At 67.0% G+C, this 13,858-nt stretch carries 14 protein-coding genes and 1 pseudogene; 8 read left to right on the top strand and 7 right to left on the bottom strand.

Going from position 1 to position 13,858, the window contains the following annotated elements; translation table 11 throughout:
- The first annotated feature begins 28 nt into the window (after positions 1-28).
- On the top strand, positions 29-1,054 hold the full coding sequence (locus tag GQE99_RS19535) for an NAD(P)/FAD-dependent oxidoreductase (protein WP_161353760.1): 1,026 nt from the start codon (positions 29-31) through the stop codon (positions 1,052-1,054).
- A 90-nt stretch (positions 1,055-1,144) separates the two neighbouring features.
- On the opposite strand, the gene GQE99_RS19530 is transcribed toward GQE99_RS19535, so the two are convergent.
- Positions 1,145-1,699: a DNA-3-methyladenine glycosylase I gene (locus tag GQE99_RS19530; protein ID WP_161353634.1), complete on the bottom strand. Its 555-nt coding sequence runs from the start codon at positions 1,697-1,699 to the stop codon at positions 1,145-1,147.
- A gap of 84 nt (positions 1,700-1,783) precedes the next feature.
- Here GQE99_RS19530 and GQE99_RS19525 point away from each other — a divergent pair.
- The 4 genes and pseudogenes from GQE99_RS19525 to yddG all read left to right on the top strand — a co-directional run.
- Positions 1,784-2,593 (top strand): annotated as a pseudogene (locus GQE99_RS19525) (EAL domain-containing protein); the annotation flags it as partial.
- Between the two features lie 163 nt (positions 2,594-2,756).
- Complete coding sequence (locus GQE99_RS19520) at positions 2,757-3,932, top strand: acetyl-CoA C-acetyltransferase (protein ID WP_161353633.1); 1,176 nt, start codon at positions 2,757-2,759, stop codon at positions 3,930-3,932.
- A gap of 135 nt (positions 3,933-4,067) precedes the next feature.
- A complete protein-coding gene (phbB, locus tag GQE99_RS19515; protein WP_161353632.1) occupies positions 4,068-4,790 on the top strand; it encodes an acetoacetyl-CoA reductase in 723 nt (240 codons plus the stop codon).
- Between the two features lie 67 nt (positions 4,791-4,857).
- Complete coding sequence (gene yddG, locus GQE99_RS19510) at positions 4,858-5,727, top strand: aromatic amino acid exporter YddG (RefSeq protein ID WP_161353631.1); 870 nt, start codon at positions 4,858-4,860, stop codon at positions 5,725-5,727.
- Positions 5,728-5,735: 8 nt separating this feature from the next.
- On the opposite strand, the gene GQE99_RS19505 is transcribed toward yddG, so the two are convergent.
- The 3 genes from GQE99_RS19505 to GQE99_RS19495 all read right to left on the bottom strand — a co-directional run bounded on the left by GQE99_RS19505 (position 5,736) and on the right by GQE99_RS19495 (position 7,037).
- Positions 5,736-5,903, bottom strand: coding sequence for a DUF465 domain-containing protein (locus GQE99_RS19505; RefSeq protein ID WP_161353630.1), 168 nt, complete (start codon positions 5,901-5,903; stop codon positions 5,736-5,738).
- A gap of 151 nt (positions 5,904-6,054) precedes the next feature.
- Complete coding sequence (locus tag GQE99_RS19500) at positions 6,055-6,816, bottom strand: tRNA1(Val) (adenine(37)-N6)-methyltransferase (protein WP_161353759.1); 762 nt, start codon at positions 6,814-6,816, stop codon at positions 6,055-6,057.
- A 2-nt stretch (positions 6,817-6,818) separates the two neighbouring features.
- Positions 6,819-7,037, bottom strand: coding sequence for a putative signal transducing protein (locus GQE99_RS19495; RefSeq protein WP_161353629.1), 219 nt, complete (start codon positions 7,035-7,037; stop codon positions 6,819-6,821).
- 79 nt (positions 7,038-7,116) lie between these two features.
- Between GQE99_RS19495 and GQE99_RS19490 the strand changes: the two genes are divergently transcribed.
- The gene (locus GQE99_RS19490; RefSeq protein ID WP_328794223.1) at positions 7,117-8,112 is read left to right on the top strand and encodes a polyprenyl synthetase family protein; all 996 of its coding nucleotides are present in this window, start codon (positions 7,117-7,119) and stop codon (positions 8,110-8,112) included.
- Between the two features lie 28 nt (positions 8,113-8,140).
- Positions 8,141-8,854 carry an alpha/beta hydrolase gene (locus tag GQE99_RS19485; protein WP_161353627.1) on the top strand — a complete coding sequence of 238 codons (714 nt, stop codon included), beginning with the start codon at positions 8,141-8,143 and terminating at the stop codon, positions 8,852-8,854.
- Here the strand turns inward: GQE99_RS19485 and GQE99_RS19480 are convergent.
- From GQE99_RS19480 to GQE99_RS19470, 3 genes are all read right to left on the bottom strand, one after another.
- Positions 8,847-9,674, bottom strand: a complete 828-nt coding sequence (locus GQE99_RS19480) for a 4-(cytidine 5'-diphospho)-2-C-methyl-D-erythritol kinase (protein ID WP_161353758.1) — start codon at positions 9,672-9,674, stop codon at positions 8,847-8,849. The genes GQE99_RS19485 and GQE99_RS19480 overlap by 8 nt on opposite strands.
- A complete protein-coding gene (locus tag GQE99_RS19475) occupies positions 9,664-11,397 on the bottom strand; it encodes a tetratricopeptide repeat protein (RefSeq protein ID WP_161353626.1) in 1,734 nt (577 codons plus the stop codon). The genes GQE99_RS19480 and GQE99_RS19475 overlap by 11 nt, the downstream gene beginning before the upstream one ends.
- A 95-nt stretch (positions 11,398-11,492) precedes the next feature.
- Positions 11,493-13,145, bottom strand: a complete 1,653-nt coding sequence (locus GQE99_RS19470) for an electron transfer flavoprotein-ubiquinone oxidoreductase (RefSeq protein ID WP_161353625.1) — start codon at positions 13,143-13,145, stop codon at positions 11,493-11,495.
- Positions 13,146-13,366: 221 nt separating this feature from the next.
- Here GQE99_RS19470 and greA point away from each other — a divergent pair, with 221 nt between their 5' ends.
- Complete coding sequence (greA, locus tag GQE99_RS19465) at positions 13,367-13,837, top strand: transcription elongation factor GreA (protein WP_161353624.1); 471 nt, start codon at positions 13,367-13,369, stop codon at positions 13,835-13,837.
- The last annotated feature ends 21 nt before the right edge of the window (positions 13,838-13,858 follow it).

Below are 13,858 nucleotides of genomic sequence, written 5' to 3'. Positions count from 1 at the left end.
GACATGAAGGAGGGCCGGCGACTTGGCAATGGTGGACGTGACCGTGCGCGGCGCGGGGGCCTTCGGCCTCTCGGTCGCCTATGCCTGCGCCCGCCGCGGGGCCGCGGTGCGCGTCGTCGATCCCGCCGGCGTCGGCGGCGGGGCCTCTGGCGGCGTGGTCGGCGCGCTCGCCCCGCACGTACCGGAAAACTGGAATCCCAAGAAGGCGTTCCAGTTCGCCGCCCTCGACATGGGCGCCGCGTTCTGGCGCGCGGTCGAGGACACCGGGGGCGTGCCTTCCACCTACGCCCGCACCGGCCGGCTGCAACCGATCGCCGATGACCACGCGCTGGCACGCGCCCGTGCACGGGCCGAGACCGCTCGGGAGCTCTGGCAGGGGCGCTACGACTGGCAGGTGGTCGAGGCGGGCGACTGGGCCCCTCTCTCGCCCACCGGGCGCCTGATCCACGACACGCTCACCGCGCGGATGTTCCCGCGCCACGCCTGCGCGTCGCTTGCCGCCGCCGTCCAGGCGCTGGGTGGCACCATCGCGGCCGAGGCCGGGGACGAAGGGGCGGTGGTCTGGGCCACCGGGGCCGCGGGGCTCGAGGCGTTGACGAAGCGCCACCACCGTATGGTGGGCGTGGCCGTGAAGGGGCAGGCGGCCCGGCTCGCCTTCGACGCGCGCGACCTGCCGCAGATCTTCGCCGACACCATGCACGTGGTGCCCCACGCGGACGGCACCACCGCCATCGGGTCGACCACCGAACGCGACTTCGACGCCCCCGACACCACCGACGACCAGCTCGACGCGGTGATCGCGCGCGCCCGCGCTGCCGTCCCCGCGCTCGCCGATGCGCCCGTCGTCGAACGCTGGGCCGGGCTCAGACCCCGCGCCCGGACCCGCGCTCCGATGCTCGGCGCCTGGCCGGACCGGCCGGGTCACTACATCGCCAACGGCGGCTTCAAGATCGGCTTCGGCATCGCGCCGATGGTCGGACAGGTCATGGCCGACCTCGTCCTCGAGGGCCGCGACGACATCCCGGCCGACTTCCGCCCCGAAGCGAGCTTCTGACGCTCTTCATCGTTCCGGAAATACTTCGGGAGGGTCTGGGAGGGCAGCGCCCTCCCAGCGGGTCGGACGGGCGTCAGCCCGTCCGAAACCTCAGACCCGCCGCGCCGGGCAGCCCAGCACGTGGTCGTTGACCAGCCCGCAGGCCTGCATCCAGGCATAGACGATGGTCGGCCCGCAGAACTTGAACCCGGCCGCCTTGAGGTCCTTCGACAGCTGCGTCGAAAGCGGGGTCGACGCCGGGATCTCGGCCTGCGATGCGAACCGGTTCACCAAGGGCGCGCCGTCCACGTAGGACCACATCCGCTCGGAAAACGCCGCTGCTCCGCCCATGTCGAGATATGCGCGCGCATTGCCGATGGTCGCCTCGATCTTGCCGCGGTGGCGGATGATGCCTTCGTCGGCGAGAAGCCACGCGACCTCGTCCTCGCCCCAGTCCGCGATGACCTCGGGCCGGAAGCCCGCGAAGGCCGTGCGGAAATTGTCGCGCTTGCGCAGGATGGTGATCCAGCTCAGCCCGGCCTGGAATCCGTCGAGGATGAGCTTTTCCCACAAGGCGCGGCCGTCGTACTCCGGCACGCCCCACTCGGTATCGTGGTAGGCGACATAGAGCGGATCCTCGCCGCACCAGCTGCACCTGTCTCCCATGCCCGTTCCTTTCCCGCCGGCCCTTTACCGGTTCTTAGCAGGTCTGGCCCAAACATGGCCACGCGTCGATGAACGAGGTGCGCCATGTCCGATCCGTCCCGTGCTGACACGGCCCCGCCGGGGGAAGAGGTGTCGAGTCCCCTGAGCGTCGCGATCGAGGGGCGGGACCGCGATACGCTGGCGATGGTGCGCCGCGCGGTGGACGCACGGCAGGTCATGCTGGCCTTCCAGCCGGTGATGCGCTGCCGGAACCCGGACAAGGTTGCCTTCTACGAGGGGCTCGTCCGCGTGCTCGACCACACCGGCCGGATCATTCCGGCGCGCGATTTCATCGACGCCATCGAGCGCCAGGAACTCGGGCGCAGGCTGGACGCGCTCGCGCTCGAACTCGGGCTCGCGGCGCTCGAGCGGGAGCCGTCCCTGCGCCTCGCCATCAACATGTCGGCCCGTTCGATCGGCTACCCGCGTTGGATGAATGTGCTCAAGCACGGGCTCGAACGGGACCCGACCATCGGCGAACGCCTGATCCTCGAGATCACGGAGCGCACAGCGATCATCATTCCCGAGGTGGTGCAGGTCTTCATGGCCGACATGCAGTCCGAGGGCGTCGCCTTCGCGCTGGACGATTTCGGCGCGGGCTACACCGCGTTCCGGTACCTGCGCGACTTCTACTTCGACATCCTCAAGATCGACGGGGAATTCATCCGCGGGATCGCGGATACCCCGGACAACCAGGTGATCGCGCAGGCGATGCTGTCGGTGGCGCGGCAGTTCGACATGATGACCGTCGCCGAAAGCGTCGAAACCCTCGACGACGCCAGGTTCATGGCTGCGACGGGCTGCGATTTCATGCAGGGCTATTTCTTCGGCGCACCCACCGTGACGCCCGCATGGGCCGCGCCTGACGCCACGTCCCTTCACGACTTGATTCACGCTGCTATGCAGCATAATGCTTTGTGCGACGCATGTGACGGGAGAGGAATCGCGTGCGGTGCACGCGATGCATCTTCCAGGCCCGTTCCGGCGCATGCCGGAACAGACTCGGAGAGGACATATCATGACCAATGTCGTAATCGCATCGGCTGCACGGACACCCGTGGGCAGCTTCAGTGGCGCGTTCGCCAACACGCCGGCCCATGACCTGGGCGCCAACGTGCTGTCGGCGCTCGTCGAACGCGCCGGGATCGACAAGGCGGATGTCGACGAAACCATCCTCGGCCAGGTGCTGACCGGCGGCCAGGGCCAGAACCCGGCCCGCCAGGCGCACATCAACGCGGGGCTCCCGATCGAAAGCGCCGCCTGGGGTATCAACCAGGTCTGCGGTTCCGGCCTGCGCGCCGTGGCGCTCGCCGCCCAGCACATCCAGCTCGGCGATGCGGGCATCGTCGCGGCCGGCGGCCAGGAGAACATGACGCTCAGCCCCCACGTCGCGCACCTGCGCGCGGGTCACAAGATGGGCGACATGAAGTTCATCGACTCGATGATCAAGGACGGCCTGTGGGACGCGTTCAACGGCTACCACATGGGCCAGACGGCCGAGAATGTCGCCGAGAAGTGGCAGATCACCCGCGACGCGCAGGACGAATTCGCGGTGGCCAGCCAGAACAAGGCCGAAGCGGCCCAGAAGGCCGGCAAGTTCAAGGACGAGATCGTTCCCTTCACCGTGAAGACCCGCAAGGGCGACATCGAGGTCGCGGATGACGAGTACATCCGCCACGGCGCGACGATGGACGCGATGCAGAAGCTCCGCCCGGCCTTCACCAAGGACGGCACCGTGACCGCGGCGAACGCCTCGGGCATCAACGACGGCGCGGCCGGCGCGCTCCTGATGACGGCCGACGAGGCCGAGAAGCGCGGGATCGAGCCGCTGGCGCGCATCGTCAGTTACGCCACCGCCGGGCTCGACCCGTCGATCATGGGCGTGGGCCCGATCCACGCCAGCCGCAAGGCGCTGGAAAAGGCCGGTTGGAAGGCCTCGGACCTCGACTTGGTCGAGGCGAACGAGGCGTTCGCGGCGCAGGCCTGCGCGGTGAACAAGGACATGGACTGGGATCCGGCGATCGTGAACGTGAACGGTGGCGCCATCGCCATCGGCCACCCGATCGGCGCCTCCGGCGCGCGTATCCTGAACACCCTGCTGTTCGAAATGAAGCGGCGGGGCGCGAAGAAGGGCCTCGCCACGCTGTGCATCGGCGGCGGCATGGGCGTGGCCATGTGCCTCGAGCGTCCGTAAGGACAACCGGGAAAGAGGGCGCTTCGGCGCCCTTTTTTGTGTCGGTAACCGTTTTCAGCGCGAAACTTTCTTGCGCACAATTGTCATAATGGGTAACAGAGTTTCAACGAGGATTCATACGAGGGAGGTGACACCATGGCACGTGTGGCACTGGTGACAGGCGGCTCGCGCGGTATCGGCGAGGCCATTTCGAAAGCGCTCAAGGAGGCCGGGTACGAGGTCGCGGCGACCTATGCCGGCAACGACGAGAAGGCCAAGGCCTTCACCGAGGCGACCGGCATCAAGACCTACAAGTGGAACGTGGCGGATTACGAGGAATCGAAGGCCGGCATCGCGCATGTCGAGGCCGACCTCGGCCCGATCGACGTGGTCGTCGCCAACGCGGGCATCACCCGCGACGCGCCCTTCCACAAGATGACCCCGGAACAGTGGAACGAGGTGATCGACACCAACCTGACCGGCGTGTTCAACACCGTCCACCCGATCTGGCCCGGGATGCGCGAACGCAAGTTCGGCCGCGTCATCGTCATCAGCTCGATCAACGGCCAGAAGGGCCAGTTCGCCCAGGCCAACTATGCCGCCACCAAGGCGGGCGACCTGGGGATCATCAAATCGCTGGCGCAGGAAGGCGCGCGTGCGGGCATCACCGCCAACGCGGTCTGCCCCGGCTACATCGCGACCGAGATGGTGATGGCCGTGCCCGAGAAGGTGCGCGAATCGATCATTGCCCAGATCCCGGCGGGCCGCCTGGGCGAGCCCGAGGAAATCGCGCGCTGCGTGGTGTTCCTCGCGGCCGACGACGCCGGGTTCATCAACGGCTCGACGATCTCGGCAAACGGCGCGCAGTTCTTCGTCTGACGCGCCTTCTCTGGGAGGAGGGAAGAACCGGCCTTTCGGGGCCGGTTTTTTCGTGCCATGTCGCGGTATGACCGAGCTTCGCGCGACCTCCATCGGCTTCACGGCCGTCCTGCTCTGGGCGCTCCTGGCGCTGTTCACGGTGGGCAGCGCGCCGGTGCCGCCGATGCTGCTGAACGCGATATGCTTCGTGATCGGCGGCGCGATCGGGCTGGTCTGGGTCAGCGTGACGGGCGGCTGGCGCCGCCTGGCGCGGGTGCCCTGGCATGTCTACGCGATCGGGACTGCGGGCCTCTTCGGCTACCACTTCTTCTACTTCAGCGCCCTGCGGCTGGCGCCCGCGGCCGAAGCGGGCCTCATCGCCTATCTCTGGCCGCTGTTGATCGTGCTGTTCTCCGGGCTCTTGCCGGGCGAACGCCTTCGGTCCGGCCACGTTCTGGGGGCGGTGGTGAGTTTCGCCGGGGCGGCGCTTCTCCTGATGCCCGAGAGCGGCGCCTTCGACGTGGCCGCGCTGCCGGGCTACGGCTTCGCGGCGCTGTGCGCGCTGACGTGGTCGGGGTATTCGGTCCTGTCCCGCCGGTTCGGTTACGCGCCCACGGACAGCGTCGCCGTGTTCTGCATCGCGAGCGCGGTGCTCTCCGGGGTCGCGCATGTCGCGATGGAAGACACGATCTGGCCCGCCACCGCCCTTGGCTGGGCGTCGGCGATCGCGTTGGGGCTGGGTCCGGTGGGGCTTGCGTTCTACACGTGGGACCTGGGCGTGAAGCATGGAAACATCCAGCTTCTCGGCACGGCGAGTTACGCCGCGCCGCTTCTTTCGACCTTCGTCCTGATCGCGGTCGGCATAGCCGCGCCGCGACCGGTTCTGGTCGTGTCCGCGCTCCTGATCACGTCAGGTGCCTTGTTGGCCGCCCGGGCAGGTCGAAACCGCCCGGGTTGAGTGCCGGTTCAGGTAGTGGCGAGACGCTCGATCTCGTCCTTCAGCTGAAGCTTCTTCTTCTTCAAGGAAATGATCTCGTTGTCCGGGGTACCCGGGCTGCGCTGCGCCGCTTCGACCTCCATCGACAGCGCTTCATGTTTCCGACGGAGTTCCTTCAAGCGTGCACTCAAATCCATAGGGTCCTCCTTTTCGTGAACTGATGATCTGATTTCAGCATAGAGCGGTCAGTCTGTCACGAAATCGTTTCAAAAAGCTGTCTGCAGGCAAACAAATGCCAAAGATTCAACTCTGGATTCGTCACAAAATGACAAGCGGGTCGGGAGAACCCTACCAGAGCGGCAGCGCCGCGCCGTCGCGCAGGATGGCGGAGACTTCCCGCCGGTAGCTTTCCGAGTCGCCCACATGTTCGGCCCCGTCGTGCAGGATGAGCGGCGCGGCCAGCCGGAACGCCCCGCGCCCGCCCTTGCGCGCCTGCACCAGAACCAGAACCGCCGCGCGCCCGTCGCGGGGCAGGAGCGGCTTGACCAGGATGCTGCCCAGCCGGTCGTCCATGCCGCCCAGGATCTCCGGCAGCCGTTCGGCCCGCTGGATCATGGTGAGGTAACCGCGATGGGTCAGCCGCCGCGTGGCGATGTCGATCCACGTGGCCAGCGGCGTATCCTCGAACAAAGCCGCCTCCCGTCCCGGATCGTCGGACGTGGTCGACCTGTCGCGCAGGTAGTAGGGCGGATTCATGATGACGTGATCGAAGCTGCGGTCCTTCACCTCGGCGGGGAGGTCGGCCAGGTCCGCCTCGATCACCTCCATGTCGATGTCGTTGTCGAAGGCGTTCTTGCGCGCGAGGTCCGCGTAATCCGGCTGCCGCTCCACGCCCACGAGCGTGATGCCGGGCACCCGGCGGGCCAGGCACAGCCCGGCCGCCCCGACGCCGCAGCCCAGGTCGAGCACGCTTTCACCGTCGTGCGCGGCCACGGATGCGGCGAGGAAGACCGGGTCGACCCCGGCCCGGTACCCGTCGCGCGGTTGCATCAGCACAAGCTCACCGCCGAGGAACTTGTCCTCGGTCACCAGATGCCGGGCAAATCCCATACTCATGTCTCCTCGATCTCGATCCCGTTTTCGGTCAGCACACGGCGCGCGCGCGCAAGATCCTCGGACCGGACCATAAGACGACGAGGTAAAATACCTATTGATCCCTCCAGGGCGCTCATATGGACGTCCATGGCAAAGGTCTGTATACGTTCGCCCGACAAAAGGGCCTCGGCGAATGCAATGACCGTTGGATCGTTCGTGCGGAGAAGCTCTTTCATATTTGGGACTTAGGACCTATTCCGGCGGCTTGTCGAGACAAAGGTCGGGCCAAGCCAGCGAGGTAGGGGGAGAATGCACGTGCTCGATCAGAAAGCGCACAAACCCCATGAACGTCTGGCAGATCACCTGAAGGACGATCTGTCGCAGGTCGATGCGATGATTCGCACGCGCATGGCGTCCGAGCACGCCCCGCGCATTCCCGAGGTGACCGCGCATCTCGTGGAGGCGGGCGGCAAGCGCCTGCGCCCGATGCTGACGCTCGCCGCGGCACGGCTGTGCGGCTACGAGGGCGGACATCACGTGCACCTGGCCACCGCCGTGGAATTCATCCACACCGCGACCCTTCTGCACGACGACGTGGTCGACGAAAGCGGCCAGCGTCGCGGCCGGCCGACCGCGAATCTCCTGTGGGACAACAAGTCGAGCGTGCTGGTGGGCGACTACCTTTTCGCACGTTCCTTCCAGCTGATGACTGAGGCCGACAGCCTCCGGGTGCTGAAGGTGCTCTCGAACGCCTCGGCCACGATCACCGAGGGCGAGGTTCTGCAACTCACGGCGGCGCAGGACATCACGACCACGGAAGACACCTATTTCAAGGTGGTGCGGGGCAAGACGGCCGCGCTGTTCGCCGCGGCGACAGAGGTGGGCGGCATCCTTGCGGGTGTCAGCGAAGAGCGCATCCGGGCGCTGCACGATTACGGCGACGCGCTGGGCATCGCGTTCCAGGTGGTCGACGACCTGCTCGACTTCTGGGGCGGCGACGCGACCGGAAAGAACGTGGGCGACGATTTCCGTGAACGCAAGCTGACGCTCCCGATCATCAAGGCGATCGCGACGGCGGACGACGACGAGAGGGCGTTCTGGAAGCGCACCCTGGAGCGCAACGACCAGCGCGACGGGGACCTTGAGCACGCCCTTTCGCTGATGTCCGGTCATGGCGCGCTGGAGGCCACGCGCGAAGCCGCGCTGGGCTGGTCCCAGCGGGCCAAGGACAGCCTCGTGGGCCTGCCGGAGGGCCCGATCCTGGACATGCTGGCGGACATCGCGGACTACGTGGTGGCGCGGCTGCGCTGAGATGTCTTCCGGCGTCTATCTTCACGGATTGCCGGGCGGACCTGCCGAACTCGACTGTCTCGGCCCCGGATCGCAGCTGACAGCGCCCGACCGTCTGAACATGCCGGGCGACAGTTACGATGACCGCTTCGCCAAGCTCGCCGAGACGCTTCAGGCCGGGGCACCGCATCGGGTGGTGGCCTTTTCACTCGGCGCGATGACAGGGCTGGGGTTGGCGGCCGAACATCCCTATCTCGTCTCCGAACTGGTGCTCATCGCGCCGGCGGGGCCCCTGGGCCTCGGGGACTTCCTGCCGCAGATGGCCGGTCGCCCCGTCTTCCGCGCCGCCCGGCGGGGCGGTCCGCGGTTCCGGCTTTTCGTCTACGGTCAAGCGCTCGCCCTGCGCACGATGCCGCAGGCATTCCTCGAAAGCCTGTTTCGCGAAGCGCCGGTGCACGACCGGGCGCTTCTCGTGGACCCGGATATCATGGACGGTCTCATCGACGCGTGGCGCGGGGCGCTGTTGGGCGCGCGGGCGGCCTACCGCGATGAACTGCGGGCCTATGTCTCGGACTGGATGGACGTGCTGCCGCGCGTCACCGCGCCGGTCACGATCCATCTGGGCGTGGCGGATTCCTGGGTGCCAAGGGGCATGGTCCATGCGCTTGCGGATCGTCTCGGGCGCAAGCCGGAGGTCGTCGAACATCCGGCCATCGGGCACTACGGCGTGGCGAGCAAGGTGCTCCTCGACACCGTCAGGTAAGCGTCGCGGGCGTCACCCACCACTCCGGATGGGCCTCGGCCAACCGGGCCGCAGCGGCATCGGCGGCATCGCGGGTGTCGAACAGCGCGAAGCACGTGGCCCCGGAGCCGGACATGCGCGCCAGCCGTGCGCCGGGCAGGGCGGCGAGGTCGGCCAGCACGTCGGAGATCACCGGGGCGGTCGCGATCGCGGGCGGTTCCAAGTCGTTGCGCTGGCTCGCGATCCAGTCGATCGCGCCCTTCACCCCGGGCCACTTCGGCAGCTTGCGCGCCATCGGCTTGCCGGATTTGTCGGTCAGCGCCTTGAACACGGCGGGAGTCGGGACATCGACGCCGGGGTTGGCCAGGACGGCCGGCAGCGGCGGCAGACCCGCGATCGGCGCGACCTGTTCCCCGATGCCCTGCATCCGGGCGGCCTGCCGCATCAGGCAGACGCGGACATCGGCCCCGAGGTCGGTGGCGCCTTCCGGCAAGACCTTGTCGCCGGTCAGGTCGGCCATTGCGAAGAGCGTGGCGGCCGCATCGGACGATCCGCCGCCAATCCCCGCGGCGGCGGGCAGATGCTTGGAGAGCGTGATCGCGACCGGCACGTCGAAGAGCGCGGCGGCCCGCCAGACAAGGTTCGTCTCGTCCGCCGGCACGCCCGCGGCCATCGGGCCCGTCACCTCGAGCGACAGGGCGTCGGCGGCGCGCAGTGACACGCGGTCGCCCACGTCGGCGAAGGCCACGAGGCTGTCGAGCAGGTGGTATCCGTCCCTGCGCTGCCCGGTGACGTGCAGCGTGAGGTTCACCTTTGCGGGGGCGAAGACCTTAGTTAGCAGCGGCGTTCTCCTGGCGGTGGATCGGTTCGCCGCCTTCCTCGATCAGCACCTGGTCCAGCCCGACCTCGAGCTTGCGGCGGATGCGATCGGGTTTCACCTCTTCGAGGTCGGAGTCGTCGTTGATGAAGCTCAGGGCGCGCGACCACTGGAATTCCGCCTCGCGTTCGCGGCCCACTGCCCAGTAGACATCGCCCAAATGATCGTTCACCACCGGGTCCACCGGCATCAGCGAAACGGCCTTTTCCATCTGCGGGACGGCTTCCTCGTAGCGGCCCAGGCGGTAGTAGACCCACCCCAGGCTGTCGACGATGAAGCCCTGGTTCGGGCGCTGCTCGACCGCGCGCTCGATCATGGCGAGCGCTTCGTCGAGATTTTCACGCTTCTCCACGTAGGAATAGCCGAGGTAGTTCAGGACCGAGGGCTGGTCCGGCTCGAGTTCGAGCGCCTTGCGGAAATCGGCCTCGGCGGCAGGCCAGTCGCCGCCGCGCTCGTTCGTGATGCCGCGCGCGAAGTAGACCGCCCATTGCGCCGACACCTCGGTATCGTAGAGCGCGATGGCCCGGTCGTAGGCCGCCGTCGCTTCCTCCCACCGCTCTTCGTAACGGTAGGCATCGCCCAGCGCGACCTGAACGGGGGCCACGTCCGGGTTCGCGTCGGCCAGGTCGGCCAGCGTCTCGATCCCTTCCTCGACGCGGTCGAGCCGGCGCAACGCCGCGGCCTTGCCCAGCATCGCCTGCACGTGGGCACGGCTGTCGGCGCCCACCTGGTCATAGGTCTTCACGGCAAGGTCGAGGTTGCCGATCCGTTCGAACACGGAGGCGGTGAGAAGCGTCGCGCCGATGTTGTCGGGGTTCAGGTGCTCGGCGATGCGCGCATAAATCATCACGAGGCTGGGGCTCGCGTCGTTCGAAAGCACCTCGGCCACGTTGTAGAACAGCATCGACAGGCCATCGAGCGGCGAGCGCACGGCGGTGAACGGGATCGTCTCGCCATCTTCAAGCCGCGCGCGCAGGTCGACGATCTCTTCGTCGCCGGTGTCGGGAAGACGCTCCTCGATGAGCTCCAGCGCCTCGTCATTGCGGCCCAGCTGGCTGAGGATCTGGACATAGGCCATGACGCCGGCGCGGTTCAGGGTCAGGTCGAACTGTTCGCCCGACAGGATCTCGGCGGCGCTTTCGAAATCGCCGACATAGGCCAGCGCCTGCGCCTTTTCGAAGGCCGACACCTGGCGCGCCACCTCGTCGGCTTCCAGCTGGTCGAAGATTTCCAGCGCGCGGGACATGCGGCCTTCGCCGATGGCGCTCCAGGCCAGGATCAGGGGGTCCATCAAACCGCCGACCGAGAAGCCCGCGTTCATGGTACTGCGCACCTCTTCCCAGTCCTCGCGCGCCATCGCGTCACCGAGGAGCACGATCTTGCCAAGCTCGTTGCGCGGCGAGAGATCAAGAAGTCGGCGCGCCAATGGCACGGCGCTGTCGATCTGGCCCAGCCCGATGTAGGCGACGAGCAGCCCCTCCATGATCGTGGCGTTTTCCGGCATCTCCACAAGCGCGCGGGTGCCGTACTGAACGAGCGCCTCGAAATCCGCATTGGTATCGGCCGACCGGGCGGCGAGATAGGCCCCGGCGAAACCCGAAGGCTCCTGGGCCGCGGCCGTCAGCGGGGTGAGCGCGAGCATCGCGGCGACGCCCATGTTGCGGGCGGTGCGGAAGGGTCGGGGCAAGGGGCACCTCTGCTGTTGGGTAGGCGCAACGTAAACGGCTGCCCGGTCCTGTTCAATGCGAAGGGCCGCCCGGAGGCGGCCCGCTGACGCAAAGGTTACATGTTCGGGTAATTCGGCCCGTCCCCGCCCTGTGGCACCGTCCAGTTGATGTTCTGAGACGGGTCCTTGATGTCGCAGGTCTTGCAGTGGACGCAGTTCTGGAAGTTGATCTGGAACTTCGGCCCGTTGTCGCCTTCGACCACCTCGTACACGCCTGCCGGGCAGTAGCGCTGCGCCGGCTCCGCGTATTGCGGCAGGTTCACGTCGATCGGGATCGAGGCGTCCTTGAGCCGCAGGTGGCAGGGCTGGCTTTCCTCGTGGTTGGTGTTCGAGAAGCTCACGTTGGTGAGCCGGTCGAAGCTGAGGACGCCGTCGGGCTTGGGGTAGTCGATCGGCTTGTGCTTGTCGGCCTTCTCGGTCGCCTGCGCGTCGGACTTGCCGTGCTTGAGCGTCCCGAACAGCGAGAAGCCGCCGAAGAGCGTCTGGAACCACATGTCGAAGCCTCCCAGCGCCATGCCGCCGGCCGGGCCGAAGCGGGCGTTGAGGGGGGCCACGTTGCGCACGCGCTTGAGGTCCTTGCCCACGGGGCCAGCCTTGAGTGCGGCATCGTATTCGCTGAGCGTATCGCCCGAACGGCCGGCCTTGATCGCGTCATAGGCGGCCTCGGCGGCCTGGCGGCCCGAATGCATCGCGTTGTGGTTGCCCTTGATGCGCGGCAGGTTCACGAGACCGGCCGAACAGCCCGCGATCATCCCGCCGGGGAACGCGGTGTCCGGGATCGACTGGAACCCGCCCTTGGTCACGGCCCGGGCGCCATAGGCGACCCGCTTGCCGCCCTCGAGCACCTGCTTGACCCGCGGGTGGTGCTTGAAGCGCTGAAACTCCTGGTAGGGGTTCAGGTAGGGGTTCTTGTAGTTCAGGTCGACGATGTAGCCGACGTAAACCTGGTTGTTGTCGATGTGGTAGAGGAACGAACCGCCGCCGTTCTTGAACCCGAGCGGCCAGCCCAGCGAATGGGTGACTTCGCCCTCGTTGTGGTTCTCCGGTTTGACGTCCCAGATTTCCTTCATGCCGATGCCGAACTTCGGCACGTCGGAGTCCTGGGCGAGGTCGTACTTGCCGATGATCTCCTTGGCGAGCGAGCCGCGCACGCCCTCGGCGATGATCGTGTACTTGCCGTGCAGCTCCATGCCCGGCTCGTAGCCGTCGCCCGGGGTGCCGTCGGGGTTCTTGCCGAACTCGCCCGCGACCACGCCCTTCACCGCGCCGTTCTCGTCGTAGACCAGCTCGGAGCAGGCCATGCCCGGGTAGACCTCGACGCCCAGCGCCTCGGCCTGCTCGGCCATCCAGCGGCAGACGTTGCCCATCGAGACGATGTAGTTGCCGTGGTTGTTCATCAGCGGCGGCATGGTCCAGTTCGGAATGCGCACCTGGCCGCCTTCGCCGAAGATGTAGAAGTTGTCCTTCTTCACCGGCACGTTGAGGGGTGCACCCTTCTCTTTCCAGTCCGGAATGAGCGCGTCCAGGCCGGAGGGGTCCAGCACCGCGCCCGACAGGATGTGCGCCCCGACCTCGGAGCCCTTCTCGAGCACGACGACCATCAGATCCTCGTCCAGCTGCTTGAGCCGGATGGCAGCGGACAGGCCGGCCGGGCCGGCCCCGACGATGACCACGTCGACTTCCATCGCTTCGCGTTCGATTTCGGCCATGAGAGGCTCCCTCCACGAAATTTTGTTGCGCCTTGGTAACGACCGGGCCGCAGGGGGTCAATTGCAACACCGCGTCATTTGCCGCGCTGCGGCAACACAAAGGCTTCAACTATGACATTGCAAATCTCACCCGATTGCTTTTGTGTTGATTGAGCCTTCCGGGCCGCGGCGGAGGCCCGCCCCATCATGTGAGACCCGAGCAAGAGAACGACAAGGCACTCATGGAAAAGATCCTTCTGACCCGCGCGGGCTACACCGCGCTGAATGACGAATTGAAGCAACTCAAGTCGGTGGAACGCCCGGCCGTCATCGCCGCGATTTCCGAAGCGCGCGAGCATGGCGACCTGTCGGAGAACGCCGAGTATCACGCCGCCCGCGAGAAGCAGAGCTTCATCGAGGGGCGCGTGAAGGAGCTCGAGGGCATCATCGGTCTGGCCGAGGTGATCGACCCGGCGAAGCTGTCGGGGCCGATCAAGTTCGCGGCGACCGTGAAGCTCGTCGACGAGGACACGGACGAGGAAAAGACCTACCAGATCGTGGGTGAACCCGAAGCCGACCTCGAGAAGGGCAAGCTCAACATCAAGTCGCCGCTCGCCCGCGCCCTGATCGGCAAGGAAGAGGGCGACAGCGTCGAAGTACGCACGCCCGGTGGCGAGAAGAGTTACGAAATCCTCGAGATCGAGTATATCTGACCCCGTGACGGAACCTGTCGA

Origin of the sequence: Maritimibacter harenae, from assembly GCF_009882975.1 — a bacterium.
Classification (GTDB): domain Bacteria; phylum Pseudomonadota; class Alphaproteobacteria; order Rhodobacterales; family Rhodobacteraceae; genus Maritimibacter; species Maritimibacter harenae.
This window is presented reverse-complemented; position numbering and strand designations above follow the sequence as displayed.

Bases quoted from the DNA above. Each gene is read 5' to 3' on its own strand.
- GQE99_RS19470 (WP_161353625.1), bottom strand. From the start codon at position 13,145: ATGGCCGAAATCGAACGCGAAGCGATGGAAGTCGACGTGGTCATCGTC.
- GQE99_RS19495 (WP_161353629.1), bottom strand. From the start codon at position 7,037: ATGAAAGAGCTTCTCCGCACGAACGATCCAACGGTCATTGCATTCGCC.
- yddG (WP_161353631.1), top strand. From the start codon at position 4,858: ATGACCGAGCTTCGCGCGACCTCCATCGGCTTCACGGCCGTCCTGCTC.
- phbB (WP_161353632.1), top strand. From the start codon at position 4,068: ATGGCACGTGTGGCACTGGTGACAGGCGGCTCGCGCGGTATCGGCGAG.
- greA (WP_161353624.1), top strand. From the start codon at position 13,367: ATGGAAAAGATCCTTCTGACCCGCGCGGGCTACACCGCGCTGAATGAC.
- GQE99_RS19535 (WP_161353760.1), top strand. From the start codon at position 29: ATGGTGGACGTGACCGTGCGCGGCGCGGGGGCCTTCGGCCTCTCGGTC.
- GQE99_RS19505 (WP_161353630.1), bottom strand. From the start codon at position 5,903: ATGGATTTGAGTGCACGCTTGAAGGAACTCCGTCGGAAACATGAAGCG.
- GQE99_RS19520 (WP_161353633.1), top strand. From the start codon at position 2,757: ATGACCAATGTCGTAATCGCATCGGCTGCACGGACACCCGTGGGCAGC.
- GQE99_RS19530 (WP_161353634.1), bottom strand. From the start codon at position 1,699: ATGGGAGACAGGTGCAGCTGGTGCGGCGAGGATCCGCTCTATGTCGCC.
- GQE99_RS19500 (WP_161353759.1), bottom strand. From the start codon at position 6,816: ATGGGATTTGCCCGGCATCTGGTGACCGAGGACAAGTTCCTCGGCGGT.